This is a genomic window from Paraburkholderia caledonica, assembly GCF_000383275.1.
GTDB lineage: Bacteria > Pseudomonadota > Gammaproteobacteria > Burkholderiales > Burkholderiaceae > Paraburkholderia > Paraburkholderia caledonica.
Genome location: NZ_KB911047.1, coordinates 112,053 through 128,611 on the forward strand (window position 1 = coordinate 112,053; position 16,559 = coordinate 128,611).

The 16,559-nt window shown below is 62.5% G+C and carries 13 protein-coding genes; 5 read left to right on the forward strand and 8 right to left on the reverse strand.

Annotated elements, in window-relative coordinates; genetic code table 11:
• The first annotated feature begins 4 nt into the window (after positions 1–4).
• Together H281_RS0129265 and H281_RS0129270 are read left to right on the forward strand one after the other, a co-directional pair.
• Complete coding sequence (locus H281_RS0129265) at positions 5–1,819, forward strand: aminopeptidase P family protein (protein WP_027805051.1); 1,815 nt, start codon at positions 5–7, stop codon at positions 1,817–1,819.
• A gap of 49 nt (positions 1,820–1,868) precedes the next feature.
• Positions 1,869–2,492, forward strand: coding sequence for an HAD family hydrolase (locus tag H281_RS0129270; RefSeq protein WP_020070682.1), 624 nt, complete (start codon positions 1,869–1,871; stop codon positions 2,490–2,492).
• 126 nt (positions 2,493–2,618) lie between these two features.
• Here the strand turns inward: H281_RS0129270 and H281_RS0129275 are convergent, their stop codons facing one another.
• The 8 genes from H281_RS0129275 to ychF all read right to left on the reverse strand — a co-directional run bounded on the left by H281_RS0129275 (position 2,619) and on the right by ychF (position 12,330).
• Positions 2,619–3,743 carry a DUF748 domain-containing protein gene (locus tag H281_RS0129275; RefSeq protein ID WP_020070683.1) on the reverse strand — a complete coding sequence of 375 codons (1,125 nt, stop codon included), beginning with the start codon at positions 3,741–3,743 and terminating at the stop codon, positions 2,619–2,621.
• A gap of 290 nt (positions 3,744–4,033) precedes the next feature.
• Positions 4,034–5,701, reverse strand: a complete 1,668-nt coding sequence (ettA, locus tag H281_RS0129280) for an energy-dependent translational throttle protein EttA (RefSeq protein WP_020070684.1) — start codon at positions 5,699–5,701, stop codon at positions 4,034–4,036.
• Positions 5,702–5,978: 277 nt separating this feature from the next.
• On the reverse strand, positions 5,979–6,278 hold the full coding sequence (locus H281_RS0129290) for a DUF3761 domain-containing protein (RefSeq protein WP_020070685.1): 300 nt from the start codon (positions 6,276–6,278) through the stop codon (positions 5,979–5,981).
• Between the two features lie 33 nt (positions 6,279–6,311).
• The gene (locus tag H281_RS0129295) at positions 6,312–7,400 is read right to left on the reverse strand and encodes a sn-glycerol-3-phosphate import ATP-binding protein UgpC (RefSeq protein WP_020070686.1); all 1,089 of its coding nucleotides are present in this window, start codon (positions 7,398–7,400) and stop codon (positions 6,312–6,314) included.
• A 95-nt stretch (positions 7,401–7,495) separates the two neighbouring features.
• Complete coding sequence (ugpE, locus tag H281_RS0129300; RefSeq protein ID WP_020070687.1) at positions 7,496–8,341, reverse strand: sn-glycerol-3-phosphate ABC transporter permease UgpE; 846 nt, start codon at positions 8,339–8,341, stop codon at positions 7,496–7,498.
• Entirely contained in the window at positions 8,338–9,222 is an 885-nt protein-coding gene (gene ugpA, locus H281_RS0129305; RefSeq protein WP_020070688.1) for a sn-glycerol-3-phosphate ABC transporter permease UgpA, read from the reverse strand. The genes ugpE and ugpA overlap by 4 nt, the downstream gene beginning before the upstream one ends.
• Before the next feature lie 158 nt (positions 9,223–9,380).
• A complete protein-coding gene (ugpB, locus tag H281_RS0129310; RefSeq protein WP_020070689.1) occupies positions 9,381–10,715 on the reverse strand; it encodes a sn-glycerol-3-phosphate ABC transporter substrate-binding protein UgpB in 1,335 nt (444 codons plus the stop codon).
• Positions 10,716–11,235: 520 nt separating this feature from the next.
• Positions 11,236–12,330, reverse strand: coding sequence for a redox-regulated ATPase YchF (ychF, locus tag H281_RS0129315; protein WP_020070690.1), 1,095 nt, complete (start codon positions 12,328–12,330; stop codon positions 11,236–11,238).
• 257 nt (positions 12,331–12,587) lie between these two features.
• Between ychF and H281_RS0129320 the strand changes: the two genes are divergently transcribed.
• From H281_RS0129320 to H281_RS0129330, 3 genes are all read left to right on the forward strand, one after another.
• Complete coding sequence (locus H281_RS0129320) at positions 12,588–13,760, forward strand: UbiH/UbiF family hydroxylase (protein ID WP_020070691.1); 1,173 nt, start codon at positions 12,588–12,590, stop codon at positions 13,758–13,760.
• Positions 13,761–13,937: 177 nt separating this feature from the next.
• A complete protein-coding gene (locus H281_RS0129325) occupies positions 13,938–14,663 on the forward strand; it encodes a DsbC family protein (RefSeq protein WP_027805053.1) in 726 nt (241 codons plus the stop codon).
• A 94-nt stretch (positions 14,664–14,757) separates the two neighbouring features.
• Positions 14,758–16,548, forward strand: a complete 1,791-nt coding sequence (locus H281_RS0129330; RefSeq protein ID WP_020070693.1) for a M61 family metallopeptidase — start codon at positions 14,758–14,760, stop codon at positions 16,546–16,548.
• Positions 16,549–16,559 lie beyond the last annotated feature (11 nt).

Below are 16,559 nucleotides of genomic sequence, written 5' to 3' on the forward strand. Positions count from 1 at the left end.
TTCCATGAATGCCCGACTTCCCCATACCTCTCCCATCCCCGAACGGCTCGCCACGTTGCGCAGCGCGATGGCACGCGAAGGCGTCGCCGCTTACCTCGTGCCGTCGGCGGATCCGCACTTGTCCGAATATTTGCCAGGGCGTTGGCAGGGGCGGGAATGGCTTTCCGGGTTCACCGGCTCGGCGGGCACGCTCGTAGTCACAGCAGACTTTGCAGGCGTCTGGACCGACAGCCGCTATTGGGAGCAGGCCAACGCGCAACTCGCGGGCACCGGCGTTCAACTCATGAAAATGACGGGTGGCCAGCAAACCGCGCCGCATTTCGATTGGCTCGCTCAGAACGTTGCGCCCGGTAGCGCGGTCGGCGTGGACGGCGCGGTGCTCGGCGTGGCGGCCGCGCGGGCTCTGACTCAGGCCCTCACGGCGCGCGGCGTGAAGCTGCGCACCGACGTCGATCTGTTCGACGCGATCTGGCCGCAGCGTCCGACGCTGCCGGTTGCCGCAGTCTTCGAGCACGCGGCGCCGCATGCAAGCGTCGCGCGTTCGGAAAAGCTGGCGCAGGTCCGTCGGGCAATGGTGGAGAAGGGCGCGCAATGGCACTTCATTTCCACGCTTGACGACCTCGCGTGGCTGCTGAATCTGCGGGGCGCCGACGTCAGCTATAACCCGGTCTTCGTGGCGCACGCGCTGATCGGCGAAAACCGCGCGTCGCTGTTCATTGCCGACGGCAAGGTGCCGCAGGCGCTCGCCGAGGCTCTTGCACGCGACGGCGTCAGCGTCGAGCCATATGCGAAAGCCGCGGAGGCGCTCTCTGCGCTGCCCGCCGGCACGACGCTGCTCATCGACCCGCGCCGCATTACATACGGCTCGCTGCAATCGGTGCCGTCGACGGTGAAAGTAGTCGAGGCAGTCAATCCGTCCACGTTCTTCAAGTCGCGCAAGACCGAGGCAGAGGCCAGGCACGTGCGCGAGACCATGGAGCAGGACGGCGCTGCGCTCGCGGAATTCTTCGCGTGGTTCGAAGGCGCACTGGGCCGCGAGACGATCACCGAACTCACTATCGACGAACGTCTGACGGCGGCGCGCGCGCGTCGTCCCGGCTTCGTGTCGCTGAGCTTTGCGACCATTGCGGGCTTCAACGCCAACGGCGCAATGCCGCACTATCGCGCCACCAACGAATCGCATGCGGTGATCGAAGGCAACGGCCTGTTGCTGGTCGACTCCGGCGCACAGTACTTGAGCGGCACGACGGATATCACACGCGTCGTGCCGGTTGGCACCGTCAGCGACGAACAGCGGCGCGATTTCACGATCGTGCTGAAAGGCACCATGGCATTGTCGCGCGCCAGGTTCCCGCGCGGCATCCGTTCGCCGATGCTCGACGCAATCGCTCGCGCGCCGATCTGGGAAGCCGGCGCCGATTACGGCCACGGCACCGGTCATGGCGTCGGCTATTTCCTGAACGTGCACGAAGGCCCGCAAGTGATTTCGCACTACGCGCCTGCCGAATCGTGGACGGCAATGGAAGAAGGCATGATCACCTCGGTCGAGCCGGGCATCTACCGGCCGGGCAAGTGGGGCGTGCGCATCGAGAACCTCGTGCTGAACGTACCCGCTGGCAAGACGGAATTCGGCGACTTCCTGAAGTTCGAGACGCTAACGCTTTGCCCGATCGACACGCGTTGCCTCGACCTGTCGCTGCTGCGCGACGACGAGCGCGCGTGGCTGAACGACTATCACGAGACGGTGCGCGCGCGTCTGTCGCCGCATGTTTCGGGCGACGCCAAGGCATGGCTCGAGCTGCGTACCCAGCCGGTGTGAGCGCCACAACTGCAACCGCAATTGCAACCGCATAGCTAACGGAGAGCGCATGGCCATCAAGGCAGTCGTGTTCGATTTCGGCGGCGTGCTGATCGACTGGAGTCCCGAATATCTTTACAGGCAACTGATTCCCGACGAAGCCGAGCGACGCTGGTTCCTGACCCACGTCTGCTCGATGGATTGGGTGATTCGTCAGGACGGCGGCCAGCCGATCGTCGAGGCGACGGAAGAACTCGTCGCCCGCTTTCCCGATCACGAAGCGCTGATCCGCGCGTTCTATGAGCGCTGGCACGAGATGGTGGCCGGCGTGCTGGAAGACGGCGTGGCGATCATGGAAAAGCTCGAAGCCGCGGAAGTCCCGCTTTTCGGTCTGACGAACTGGTCGGCTGAGACGTTTCCGTATGCATGGGAGCACTATCCGGTGCTGCGGCGCTTTCGGGACATTGTCGTCTCCGGTCGCGTGGGGCTGGTGAAACCCGATCCGGCGATTTTTGCGGCAATGCGCGAGCGGATCGACGCGCAACTACCAGGCGTCGAGCCGGGCGAACTAGTGTTTATCGACGACAACCCGAAGAACGCCGCAGCCGCCACCGCACTCGGCTGGCATGGCGTGCATCACACGAACGCCGCGCAAACAGAAGCGAAGCTGCGGGAACTGGGTTTGCCGGTCTGACCAGGCGAGTGTTGCTCGCGCGTCACGCGGTACGCGACATGCGTAGCGCGTTTTTGTCGCCGCGAGTGGGATGGGTGTCGGTCTCACCCTCGCGCTTACAGTAACGCGCTTCTCGTTGAACGAAGTCTACTGCCCGAGCAAATTCTTCAAAGCATTACCCAAGCCCTTCACGGTTTCTCCCGCGCCTTTTGCCACCCCTTCCACACTGACGCCCAGCGCTTTCGCGAATCCGGCGGCGATGCGAGTCGTCAAACCTTCCTGCACTGAGAATTTCGGATCGCGCAAGTTACCGTCCAGCACGAAGTGGAGCGTGATGTCGCCGTTCCGAGCCTTCAGTGCGGCGACGGCGGCCTTCGTCGGAATTGACATGAAAGTGTCGAGCGGACTGCCGGTGTCCGCGAGTTGCAGCTGGTGAACCGTGATCGTGCCCGGCGCATGCAACTGATAGTTGCGCACCGACGATTCGACGCTCAGATCGACCGTGCCGCCCGTCACTCGCGCCTCGGCCCCGGCTTTCTTGACGAGATAAGGATCGAGCATCACGACGTCGACGCCGCGCAGTGTGCTCGTCGTTTGCGAGTCCTTGCTGGCGATCTTGATCCATCCGCCGAATGTGACTGTGCCCGTGTGCGACGGCCCTTTGATCGAGCCGCTGACACTGACGTTGGTGGGCTCGGTGAGGGCCGGCAGATGAACGTTGTCGACCGTCGCGTTCGCGTTGCTTACCGTCACCTTGTAGGCGGGCGGACCGACGGTCATGTCGTAGAAGTGGAATCGCCCTTGCTCCAGGCTGATGTGATCGACCTGTTTTTCGCGCGGCGTTGCGCCCGCGGCGGTACCGCTCGCGTCGTCGTTCGCGCTCGTGACCGACTGTCGCAAATTCGGAAGCAGGCGGATCGTACCGGTTTGAGTACGCAGCACCGCCATATCGAAACCGCGCACGACGACGCTGCGGACATGCATGCGCCGCGCGAGCAGGTCGCGAATATCCGGCGTGATAGTGATTTCGTCGGCTCTCAATGGATCGCCGGCCGGCCAGCCTGGCGGCGCCTTCAACAGCACGTTGGTGAGATGAACCGAGGTCAGGCCGACGTCGATGCTTTGCGCGCTGCCCAGTGGACCGAGCGCCGCCACCACGCGTTCTTTCACTTCACGCTGCGCGTACTGCAGCACACCGAGCGCAATAACGACGAGCACGACCAGCACGCTGCCCACGGCAACGATCCAGCGTTTGCCCCTCGACATTGCCATGCTGTGCTCCTCGGTGCCGTGTGCGCGGCGTGGCTGTAACGGATGCGCGCGTCGTGGACGCGTGGCGCGAAACGACATATAGCACGGCCAGGTAAGCAATGGCTGTGCCCTGTCGGCACGTCGCCGACATGTGGCGTGTGCGGCTGCTATAGAGCCGATGTTTGCAGGCAGGGCAATTGGAGTGCTGCCGACGCAAGCCGCGTTAGAGGCGACCCGCATGAAGCGACCTGCAAGAAGCGACCCGCCCGTCTCCCGACAGGCAGGCCGCAGCTACTTTTACGCGGCGAGTCTTAGCGCGTAATCGGCTTGTAACGCAGACGTTTCGGACGCGCGGCTTCTTCGCCAAGGCGTGCACGCTTGTCCGCTTCGTACTCCTGGTAGTTGCCGTCGAAGAACGTAACTTGCGAATCGCCTTCGAACGCAAGAATGTGCGTGGCGATGCGGTCGAGGAACCAGCGATCGTGCGAGATCACCATCACCGAGCCGGCGAATTCCAGCAATGCGTCTTCGAGCGCGCGCAACGTTTCCACGTCCAGGTCGTTCGACGGTTCGTCGAGCAGCAACACGTTGCCGCCCGCGATCAGCGTCTTGGCAAGATGCAAACGGCCGCGCTCGCCGCCCGACAGATTGCCGACGATCTTCTGCTGATCGCCGCCCTTGAAGTTGAAACGGCCGATGTACGCGCGCGACGGCGTTTCATACTTGCCGACCGTCAGCACGTCCGCACCGCCGGAGATTTCTTCGAACACGGTCTTCGAAGGGTCCAGTGCGTCGCGGCTTTGATCGACGTAAGCGAGCTTCACCGTCGGGCCCTTCACGATCTCGCCCGAATCGGGTTCTTCGCGGCCGGTGAGCATGCGGAACAGCGTGGACTTACCCGCGCCGTTCGGACCGATGATGCCCACGATCGCGCCCGCCGGAATCTTGAAGCTGACGTTATCGAGCAACAAACGGTCGCCATACGATTTGCTGACGTTCTTGAATTCGATCACTTCATTGCCGAGGCGGTCGCCGACCGGAATGAAGATTTCCTGCGTTTCGTTACGCTTCTGGTAGTCCTGGCTGTTCAGTTCCTCGAAACGGGCGATACGCGCTTTCGACTTTGCCTGACGGCCCTTCGGGTTTTGCCGCACCCACTCCAGTTCCTTCTTGATCGCCTTCTGACGCGCCGATTCCGACGACTCTTCCTGCTTCAGGCGTTCTTCTTTCTGATCGAGCCAACTGCTGTAGTTGCCCTTCCACGGAATACCGTGGCCGCGGTCGAGTTCGAGAATCCACTCGGCCGCGTTATCCAGGAAGTAGCGATCGTGCGTGACCGCGACGACGGTGCCGGGAAAACGCGTGAGGAACTGTTCGAGCCAGTCGACCGATTCGGCGTCGAGGTGGTTGGTCGGCTCATCCAGCAACAGCATGTCGGGCTTTTCGAGCAGCAGCTTGCACAGTGCGACGCGGCGCTTTTCGCCGCCCGACAGATGTTCGATCTTCGCGTCCCACGCCGGCAGGCGCAGCGCGTCGGCGGCGATTTCGATTTGCTGTTCGGCGCTGCCGCCGTCGGTTGTCGCGAGAATCGCTTCGTACTTGGCCTGCTCGGCAGCGAGCGCGTCGAAGTCGGCGTCAGGCTCCGCGTAGGCCGCGTAGATTTCATCGAGCTTCTTCTGCGCATTGAACACATCGCCGAGACCTTCCTCAACGGTTTCGCGCACCGTCTTGTTCGGGTCGAGCTGAGGTTCCTGCGGCAGATAGCCGATGTTCAGGTTCGGCATTGGCGTGGCTTCGCCTTCGATGTCCTTGTCCACACCGGCCATGATGCGGATCAGCGTCGACTTGCCCGAGCCGTTCAGGCCGAGCAGGCCGATCTTCGCGCCGGGAAAAAAGGACAGCGAGATGTCTTTCAGGATTTGACGCTTGGGCGGCACGATCTTGCCGACCCGATTCATGGTGAAGACGTATTGGGCCATTTGCTTGCGAGACGTTGGCGACGCCGGCCGCAAGGGGGCGGGCAGTCGCGGGTGGAAAGGTAACCGGTGCCACGGCGTGTTACGGCGACGTCATGGCCGGGCGGAGCGCCCGGCGTTGGCCGGCGCGGTGTCGAGCGCGGTGTCCAGCGCAGTGTTCTGCTCACCGACGGCCGCGCGCGGGCCGTGTGCAAATGGCATTGTACTTCGGCATGAGCGCGCGGCGGCGGTGAGGCATGCGCGGTTGCGGGTTGCGGATTGCTGCGGGGGTGTGTGAGATCTACAGCCAGCTGGCTACGCCGCCGTGTCGCGAGCATGTGCCGCTGTGATGCCGGCTGAAACTGTAGCTGCCGTCGCGGCAGCGCGCCGTCGCGCCTTCAGGCGCCTTGCCCGACAGCGACTTGGCCGGCGCATGGACCGTGTTGCCGTCGCGATTGGTGTAGGTGTTGTGATTGCTGAGGTCGGCTTCGTTCGGCGTCGTACCCGGCGCGACATACGCGAAAGCCGGCGACATGCCGACCAGCAGAGCCGCCACGACTGCAATGCCGCAGCGAGCGGCTTTCAAGCCAGTGCATTGCATGGTTTTTATGGATTGTTGTTGTGGCCGCGTCTGTCAGTTCACCCGCCGCCCGCTTGCCGGATCGAAGAAATGCAAGTGCCGGGCGGGCAGTGCGACCTGCAGCGCTTCGCCGGCCGCCGGCCGGTGCGCGTGCGGCAATCGCGCTGTCACGTCATGCTTGCCCCACCGTCCGTGCGCGAGATTATCCGCGCCGAGCAACTCGCATGAATCGACGGTGAGCGTTGTATGCGGCGCATCGGCCTGCCCCGGGCTCATGTGCTCGGGACGAATGCCGAGCGTCCACTCGCGTCCTTTGGCGACTTCGCGGCCAATCGACGCGACGCCGGCGAGCGGCAGTTGCGGACCGTTGCCCGCCACATCGAAAGTCGAACCGTCGTCGGACACGCGGCCTTCCAGCAGATTCATGCCAGGCGAACCGATGAAGCCGGCGACGAACACGGTTGCGGGCCGCTCGTAGACTTCGGTTGGTGCGCCGATCTGTTCGGCGTGACCCTTGTTCATCACGATCACACGTTGCGCCAGCGTCATTGCTTCGATCTGATCGTGCGTCACGTAGAGGCTCGTGGTCGCGAGCCGAGCATGCAGCCGCTGGATTTCGAGCCGCATTTGCACGCGCAGACGCGCATCGAGATTGGACAGCGGTTCGTCGAACAGAAACACGGCGGGTTCGCGCACGATCGCGCGTCCCATTGCCACGCGCTGACGCTGTCCGCCCGACAGCTCGCGTGGCTTGCGCTGCAGCAGCGGTTCGAGTTCAAGAATCTGCGCGGCGGCGTTCACGCGTTGCGCGATCTGCGCCCGATCGACGCCCGCGATCTTCAGCGCGTAGCCCATGTTTTCCGCCACGCTCATATGCGGATAAAGCGCGTAGTTCTGAAACACCATCGCGATGTTGCGGTCTTTCGGCTCCAGCTCGTTGACCACTTTGCCGGCGATCGAGATGGTGCCTTCGGAGATCCGCTCGAGCCCGGCGACCATCCGCAGCAATGTGGATTTGCCGCAACCCGACGGCCCGACCATCACGACGAACTCGCCGTCGTTCACGTCGACGTCGATGCCGTGCAACACAAACTGTTTGCCGTCGTAGGTTTTTTTAACGCCTTGCAGTGTCAGTGCAGCCATGCGGTTTTAGCCCTTCGTTTCGTGTCGTTTATCTGTTGCCTGTGCGGCGTCAGTGCATTGATGCATTGATGCGTTGATGCGCTGGCGAGGCGCTTTCATTTTTCCGCATCGACGAGTCCGCGCACGAACCAGCGTTGCATGGTCAGCACGACGGCGAGCGGCGGCAGCATGGCGAGCAGCGTGGCCGTCATCACCAGATGCCATTCCGTTGCGGTGTCGCCCGACGCGATCATGCTCTTGATGCCGACCACGGCCGTTGTCAGCGACTGCTGGCTCGTAATCAGAATCGGCCACAAGTATTGATTCCAGCCGTAAATGAATGTGATCACGAACAGCGCCGCCATGTTGGTTTTGGACAGCGGCAGCACGACGTCCCAGAAGAAGCGCATGGCGCCCGCACCGTCGATGCGCGCGGCTTCAATCAACTCATCGGGCAAGGTCATGAAGAACTGACGGAAGAGAAACGTGGCAGTGGCCGAAGCGATCAGCGGCAACGTCAAGCCGCTATAGGTATTGCTGAGGTGCATCGACGAGACGACTTGCACGGTCGGAAAAATGCGGACTTCGACCGGCAGCATCAACGTGATGAAGATCAGCCAGAACGACAGATTGCGAAACGGAAAGCGGAAAAACACGATCGCGAAAGCGGAGATCATCGACACGGCGATCTTGCCGATAGCAATGGCAAGCGCCATGACGAGGCTGTTGAACAGCATGCGGCCGAAGGGTGCCGCCGCGTTCCCGCTGCCGTGCGCCCAGACCGTCGTAACGTTTTCGAAGAGATGCGAACTCGGCACCAGCGAGAGCGGCACGGTGAACACTTCGTGCTCGCTCATGGTCGCCGCGCAGAACGCGACGTAGACCGGAAACACCACCAACGCGACGCCGAGTATCAGCACCGCGTGGCAGAAGAGGTCGAAACCGCGGCGGTTTTCGATCATGAGTATTGAACCCTGCGTTCGATAAAGCGGAATTGCACGACCGTCAACGCGACGACGATCACCATCAGAACCACCGACTGCGCGCCGGAACTGCCGATGTCGAGTCCCTGGAAGCCTTCCGCGAAAATCTTGTAGATCAGCGTGCGCGTCGATTGCGCGGGACCGCCGCCGGTCGCTGCGTCGATCACGGGGAACGTGTCGAAGAATGCGTAGGTGATGTTGATGACCAGCAGGAAGAAGCTGGTCGGCGACAACAGCGGCAGTGCGATGCCGAAGAAGCGTCGCACGGGACCGGCGCCGTCGATGGCCGCGGCTTCGATCAGCGAGCGCGGAATCGCCTGCAAGCCCGCATAGAAGAAGAGGAAGTTGTAGCTGACCTGCTTCCACACCGAGGCTAGCACGACGAGAAACATCGCCTGTCCCGCATTGAGCGCGTGATTCCACACGATGCCGTACTTTGCGAGCGCGAATGTGACGAGGCCGATACTCGGGTTGAACAGAAACGACCACAACACGGCCGCGATTGCCGGCGCGACCGCATACGGCCAGATCAGCAGCGTCTGGTAACCCTTCGCGCCGCGCGTGACGCGGTCGGCGCAGACGGCCAGCAGCAGCGAAATGACGAGGCCGGAAACGGTGACGAGCGCACAGAAAATCAGCGTCGTGTTGAACGATGACAGGTAGAGCGGATCGGCGAAGAGTTGGCGGAAGTTGGCGAGCCCGACAAATTCGCTCGACGTGCCGAAGGCATCCTGGCTTTGTGTGGATTGCCACAGCGCTTCGCCCGCGGGCCACAGAAAAAACAGCGCGGTGATCGCCAGTTGCGGCGCGACGAGCAGGTAGGGCAGCAGACTGGTGCCGAAGCGGGAGCGCTTTTCCATCGAAGATTCCCAAGGGTTGCTGCAAGCGGGTTTCGACGCGATTGCGTCGAAACCCTGCCGACTGGCTTTATGCTTTTATTGCGCCGGGTTGCGGTTGTTCACCGCTATTGCTGCATGAACCGCATGGCCTGCACGAGCTGCGCAGACCGATACCGCGATTAGCTGCCGGCTTTTTCGAAGCGCCGCAGCAACTCGTCGCCACGCGAAACCGCCGAGTCGAGCGCCTGTTGCGGCGTTTTTTTCTCAGCCCACACCTGTTCGAGCTCTTCGTCGATGATCGTGCGGATCTGCGGCATGTTGCCCAAACGTAGACCCTTCGTGTACGGCAGGGGCGGCTTGTTGAGCATCTGCTTGATGGCCGTGTCGCTGCCCGGGTTCTTCTCGTAGAAGCCCTGTTGTTGCGTCAACTGATAAGCGGCGGTCGTGACCGGCAGATATCCCGTGTCTTGATGCCACTTGGCGGCAACCGGCGCCGACGACAGATACGACAGGAATTTCGCCACGCCCTTGTAGACAGCCGGGTCTTTGCCCGCCAACACCCACAAGCTCGCACCGCCGATTATCGCGTTCTGCGGCGCGCCCTTCACGTTTGCGTCGTAAGGCATCATGCCGGTGCCGAAGTTGAACTTCGCGTACTTCTTGATGGTGGCAAGCGAGCCCGACGAGTTCGTGATGATCCCGCAATCGCCGCTGTAGAACTTCGAGACGGGTTCGTCCTTGCGGCCAACGTAGGTGAACGAGCCTTCCTTCTGCATGTTCTGCAGGAACTGGATGTGCGCGACCTGCAGCGGCTTGTTGAATTCGAGTTGCGCGTCGGCGCCGTCAAATCCGTTGTTCTTCGACGCAAACGGCGCACCGTGCCACGCGCTGTAGTTCTCCAACTGGATCCAGCTTTGCCAGCCCGATGAATAACCGCATGCCATGCCGGAGGCTTTGAGCTTCTGCGCGTCGACCTGCAGTTCGGCCCATGTCTTCGGCGGCTGGTTCGGATCGAGGCCGGCTTTCTTGAACGCGTCCTTGTTGTAGTAGAGAACCGGCGTCGAGCTGTTGAACGGCATCGAGATCAGCTGGCCGCTTCTGGCGTCGCTGTAATAGCTTGCGATGGTTGGCACGAACGCTTTCTCGTCGAGCGGCACGCCGGCTTGCTTGAACACTTCCGATACGGGAATGACAGCCTTCTTCGCCTGCATCATGGTCGCGGTGCCGACTTCGTAGACTTGCAGGACGGCTGGCGCGTTGCCGCTGCGGTAAGCGGCGATGCCGGCGGCAAGCGTCTGGTCGTAAGTGCCTTTGAACACCGGCACAATCTTGTAGTCGGATTGCGACGCATTGAACGCGTTGGCGATATCGTTCAGACGTTCGCCCAGAGCGGCTTCCATTGCGTGCCAGAACTGGATTTCGGTGGCGGCCTGGGCCGTCTGGCTGGTGGCCATAATGCCCGCGCCCAGCACGGCGGCAACGGAAAGCGAACGGAACAGCGGCTTCAAACTCATCGATTAGTCTCCTGTGTCGATGGGAGTTAGCGCTTGAGCGCTTACTCCCATCCCATGCAACGCGGTCGATGGGAGTTAGCGCTTGAGCGCTTACTCCCATCCCATGCAACGCGGTCGATGGGAGTTAGCGCTTGAGCGCTTACTCCCGTCTCAGCAAAGCAGATGCGGAAAGGGCGCAATTGCGAATCGCGCGATTCTATTTGTGTTCGATGACAGTCCGGCGTCGCTTTTACTGTGACGCCGAATGCCGCAATTTAACATCGCATGTCATGAAATTGAAACATTTGCGGTTGCATCGAATACTCGGCGGGTTGGGGTGAGCCAAGGGTGACACCTGCACCCGCGCACAAACCCGGCGCGCTCAAGATCGACCGCACAGCATTGCCAGCCACTTCCAAAGCCCGCAAAAAAGCACAAAGCCCGCGCGAAGCGGGCTTTGACAGATGTAATTCAGGCGGGAGCCGCGCGCAGCGCCGCGGCCATGTATCGGCTATTAGGCGCTCGAAGAAAGCGCCGCGAGTTACACGTTGAACAGGAAGTTCATCACGTCGCCGTCGTGCACGACATATTCCTTGCCTTCGGCGCGCATCTTGCCGGCTTCTTTCGCGCCTTGCTCGCCTTTATAGGCGATGTAGTCGTTGAAAGAGATGGTCTGCGCGCGAATAAAGCCGCGCTCGAAATCCGTGTGGATCGCGCCCGCAGCTTGCGGCGCCGTGTCGCCCACATGAATGGTCCATGCGCGTACTTCCTTCACGCCGGCCGTGAAGTAAGTTTGCAGGCCCAGCAGCTTGAAGCCGGCGCGAATCACGCGGTTCAGGCCCGGCTCTTCCATGCCCATGTCGGCGAGGAACACTTCCATATCGGCTTCGTCGAGGTCGGCGATTTCCGCTTCGATTGCCGCGCAAACGGCGACCACCGGCGCGTTTTCCGACGCCGCGTACTTCGTCACCGCGTCCAGATGCGGATTGTTCGTGAAGCCGTCTTCTTTCACATTCGCGACGTACATGGTCGGCTTTGCCGTGATCAGGCAGAACGGCTTGAGCGTGGCCTTTTCTTCGTCCGACAGATCGAGCGCCCGGACCGGTTTGGCCTGATCCAGTTGCGCACGCACCTTTTCCAGCACCGCGGCGTTCTTGATGGCTTCCTTGTCGTTGCCCGACTTGGCGGCCTTCGAATAACGCGCGAGCGCTTTTTCTACCGTTGCGAGGTCCGCGAGCGCCAGTTCGGTGTTGATGACCTCGATGTCCGACAGCGGATCGATCTTGTTGGCCACGTGAATCACGTTTTCGTCTTCGAAGCAGCGGACAACGTGCGTGATCGCATCGGTTTCGCGGATGTTCGCGAGGAACTGGTTGCCGAGGCCTTCGCCCTTGCTCGCGCCCGCCACCAGACCGGCGATGTCCACGAATTCGACGACGGCCGGCAGAATGCGCTCGGGTTTGACGATTTCGGCGAGCGCCTTCAGGCGCGCGTCCGGCACTTCGACAATGCCGACGTTCGGCTCGATCGTGCAGAACGGGTAATTTTCGGCGGCGATGCCCGCCTTGGTCAGCGCGTTGAACAGAGTGGACTTGCCGACGTTAGGCAAGCCGACGATGCCGCATTTGAGGCTCATGGAAATCCTTCAGTAATTCAGTAAATTGCGTGATGCGCTCGACGCTGTGTGCAGGATTCGGGAAGCCTTCGCGTTTGGCGGCAAAGGGAACGCAGCGGAGCGGGACGCGACGCCAGAGCGGGTGTTGCCTCGACGATTCTGGGCGAGTTCTGTCACGGAAAGCGCAATTGTAACCCGTTCCAATCAGCTTCTTGACGTGGCTTCAGAAAGCTGCGCGCCCGATCCGTCCCTCGCAACCCCGCAGCTATAATGCGCGGATGAACGCACACCATCAGACTTTCGATGCCGCCGTGATCGGCGGTGGGCTGGTCGGCAAGACCGCGGCGCTTGCGCTCACGCAAGGCGGATTGCGCGTCGCGCTGCTCGCGCAGCCCTGCGCGCCGCTCGCCGCCGGCGCTTCATTCGACTCGCGGGTGTATGCGTTGTCGTCGAGTTCGCAGGCGCTGCTCGAGCGCTTGCGTGTCTGGCAGGCGCTCGATTTGTCGCGGCTCGGTCCCGTCTACGACATGCGCGTCTACGGCGACGCCCACGCCGAACTGCATTTCTCCGCGTTTCAGGCCTCGGTGCCGCAACTGGCGTGGATCGTCGAGTCGTCGGTGATCGAGCGCGCGCTCGATGCGGCGCTGCGCTTCCAGCCAAACCTCACGTGGATCGACAGCCGCGCGCAAGCGCTCGATTTCACCGCCGACAGCGCGAGCGTCGGTCTCGCGAACGGCAGCGTGCTCGCGGCGGATCTGCTCGTCGGCGCAGACGGCGCGCATTCATGGGTGCGCGCGCAGATCGGCTCGAAGATGAATCGGCGCGACTACCGGCAGACCGGCGTCGTCGCGAACTTCAAGGCCGAGAAACCGCACGGCGAGACCGCTTACCAATGGTTCAAGGACGGCGAGATCATCGCGCTGCTGCCGATGCCTGACGGTCACGTTTCGCTCGTGTGGTCGGCGCGCACGGAGCACGCCGAGCGGCTGATCGCGCTCGATCCGGCACAGCTCGCAGCAGAAGTGGAGCGCGTGACGGGCGGCCAGCTTGGCGGCCTCGACTGCGTGACGCCGGCACAGGGATTTCCGCTCGCGCTGCAAACTGTAGACCGCCTGGTGGCGCCGCGCGTCGCGCTGGTCGGCGACGCCGCGCATCTGATCCATCCGCTCGCCGGGCAGGGCATGAACCTCGGTTTGCGCGACGTCGCTGCGCTTGCCGATGTCGTCGCAGGCAAGGAGTCGTTTCGCGATCTCGGCGACATGGTCCTGCTGCGGCGCTACGAACGCGCGCGCCGCGAAGACATTCGTGCGCTGATGATCGCCACCGACGGTCTGCAAAAACTGTTTTCCGTGCCAGGCTCGCTGGCCAAGATCGTGCGCAATAGCGGCATGGCTTTCGTCGGTGCGCAGCCGTTCATCAAGCGCTGGCTCGTGTCGGCCGCGCTCGGCTGAAAGGCGGGCCGCATTACGGCTTTTACCCGACTGTAACCCGGCTCTAACCCGGCGCGGCATGCCGAACCGGTGAGACAGGTATCATGAACGCACAGTTGCTGCGGCCTTCCCAAGCAAAGGAGGGCAACGGCATGAACGCCCAACGCGCGCAGCGCGCGATTGAATCAGGAATTCAGCATGAAACGAACCTTCCGCATGGCGACCGCCATGCTTGCGATTGCCGCTGTCACCATCGGCTGCTCCGCGCAAGCCGACCAGTCCACCGACAAACTCAAGGCCATGTTGCAAACGCGTCTCGCGGACGTGACGATCAAGAGCGTGACCAAGTCGCCGATTGCCGGCTTGTATGAAGTGAACCTCGGCAGCCAGATCGTCTACAGCGACGCCAACGGCGACTACGTGCTGCTCGGCGACATGGTCGACACGAAGACGCGCAAGAATCTGACGGAAGCGCGCCTGTCGGAAACCAACCGCATCGACTTCGCGAGCCTGCCTTTCGCCAACGCGGTGAAGGTCGTGAAGGGCAACGGATCGCGCAAGATCGCGGTGTTCTCCGACCCGAACTGCCCGTACTGCAAGCAGCTCGAAACCACGCTGAAGTCGATCGACAACGTGACGGTCTACACGTTCCTGTACCCGGTTTTGTCGCCGGATTCGACCGCCAAGTCGAAGTCGATCTGGTGCTCGACTGATCGCGCGAAGGCGTGGGAATCGTGGATGCAAGACCATCAGGCGCCCACGGCCGCCGGCACTTGTGACACCGCCGCGATCGACAAGAATCTCGCGCTCGGACATGCGATGAACGTGGAAGGCACGCCTACCGTGTTCCTCGCCGACGGCCGCCGCCTGCCGGGCGCGGTGCCGGCCGACCGGCTCGACAAGGAAATGGCAGCGGTGCACTGACACACGCGGCACTGACCAAACCGAAGGAGGCGCAAATGGCGCCTCCTTTCGCATCAAGCCCCCAACAATTAGCCAAAACCACCAATCGCCGCCGATGAAGCCGATCCGCTACACCATCGTTCCCAAGCAACCCGCCGCTCACCTGTTCGAAGTCACCGTCACCGTTGCCGATCCTGATCTGGCCGGCCAGCGTTTCATGCTGCCTGTATGGATTCCGGGCAGCTACATGGTCCGCGAGTTCGCGCGCAACATCGTGACGCTGCGCGCCTTCAACGACGCGGGCCGCAAGGTGCGTGTCGAGAAAACGGACAAGCACACGTGGCAGGCGGCGCCGGTAAAAGGCGCGCTGACGCTGCGCTACGAGGTCTATGCGTGGGATCTGTCGGTGCGCGCCGCGCATCTGGACGACACCACGGGTTTTTTCAACGGTACGAGCGTGTTCCTGGCGCCGCTTGGCCACGAGGAAGCGCAGTGCGTGGTCGATATCCAGAAACCGGAAGGCGCGGCGTATCGCAACTGGCGCGTCGCGACGGCGCTGCCGGAAGCGCGCGGTACGAAGCGTTATGGCTTTGGGGAATATCGCGCGCAGAACTACGATGAGCTGATCGATCATCCGGTCACGCTCGGCAAATTCGAATTGGCGACATTCAACGCGCACGGTGTGCCGCACGACGTCGTGATTGCGGGGCGCGTGATCGGGCTGGACATGGCGCGGCTCAGCGCGGACCTGAAGCGCATTTGCGAAGCGCAAATCGCGCTCTTCGAGCCGAAGTCGAAGAAGGCGCCCGTGGATCGCTACGTGTTCATGACGCAAGCCGTCACCGACGGCTACGGCGGCCTCGAACACCGCGCGTCGACGGCGCTGATTTGCAATCGAGGCGATCTGCCCGTGCAAGGCCGCGACGCGCTGACGGAAGGCTATCGGACCTACCTCGGCCTGTGCAGCCACGAATACTTTCACACGTGGAACGTGAAGCGGATCAAGCCGGCGGTCTTTGCGCCGTATGACCTTTCCGTCGAAAACTACACGTCGCTGTTGTGGCTGTTCGAAGGCTTCACCTCTTACTACGACGACCTGATTCTCGTGCGCAGCGGCCTGATTTCAGTCGACGATTATCTCGGCCTGCTCGGCAAGGTGATCGGCGGCGTGCAGCGCGGCAGCGGGCGACTGAAGCAGAGCGTCGCGGAAAGCTCGTTCGACGCCTGGGTCAAATACTACCGGCAGGACGAGAACGCGCCGAATGCCATCGTCAGCTATTACACGAAGGGCTCGCTCGTTGCGCTCGCGTTCGACCTGGCGATCCGCGCGCAGACCAGCAATCGCAAGTCGCTCGACGACGTGATGCGTCTGCTGTGGCAGCGCTTTGGCCGCGATTTTTACCGCGGCAAGCCGGTGGGCGTCGACGAACGCGAGGTCGAAGCGCTGTTTGCGGAAGCGACCGGCGTGCACCTGGGCGAGCTGTTTGCGGAAGCGGTGCATGGCACGCGCGATTTGCCGCTCGAAACACTGTTGGAACCGTTCGGCGTCACGCTCGCGCCGGAAATCGACAAGAGCGGCAAACCGTCGCTCGGCGTGCGGGTGCGCGGCGGCGCGGACTGTACGCTGACGGCTGTCCACGAAGGCAGCGCCGCGCAGAAAGCGGGGCTCTCGGCCGGCGACGTGCTGATCGCGCTCGACGGCCTGCGCGTGACGGGCTCGAATCTGGACACACTGCTCGCGCGCTATCAGCCGGGGGCGAAAGTGGAAGTTCACGCGTTCCGCCGCGACGAGTTGCGCACCGCGCAGCTCAAGCTGGAAGGGCCTGAAGTGTCGCGCTACAAGCTCACCGTCGCCGACCAGCGACCCGCCCCCCGCAAGGCGCGCGAGCGCTGGCTGACAAGCTGATCGTAATCCGC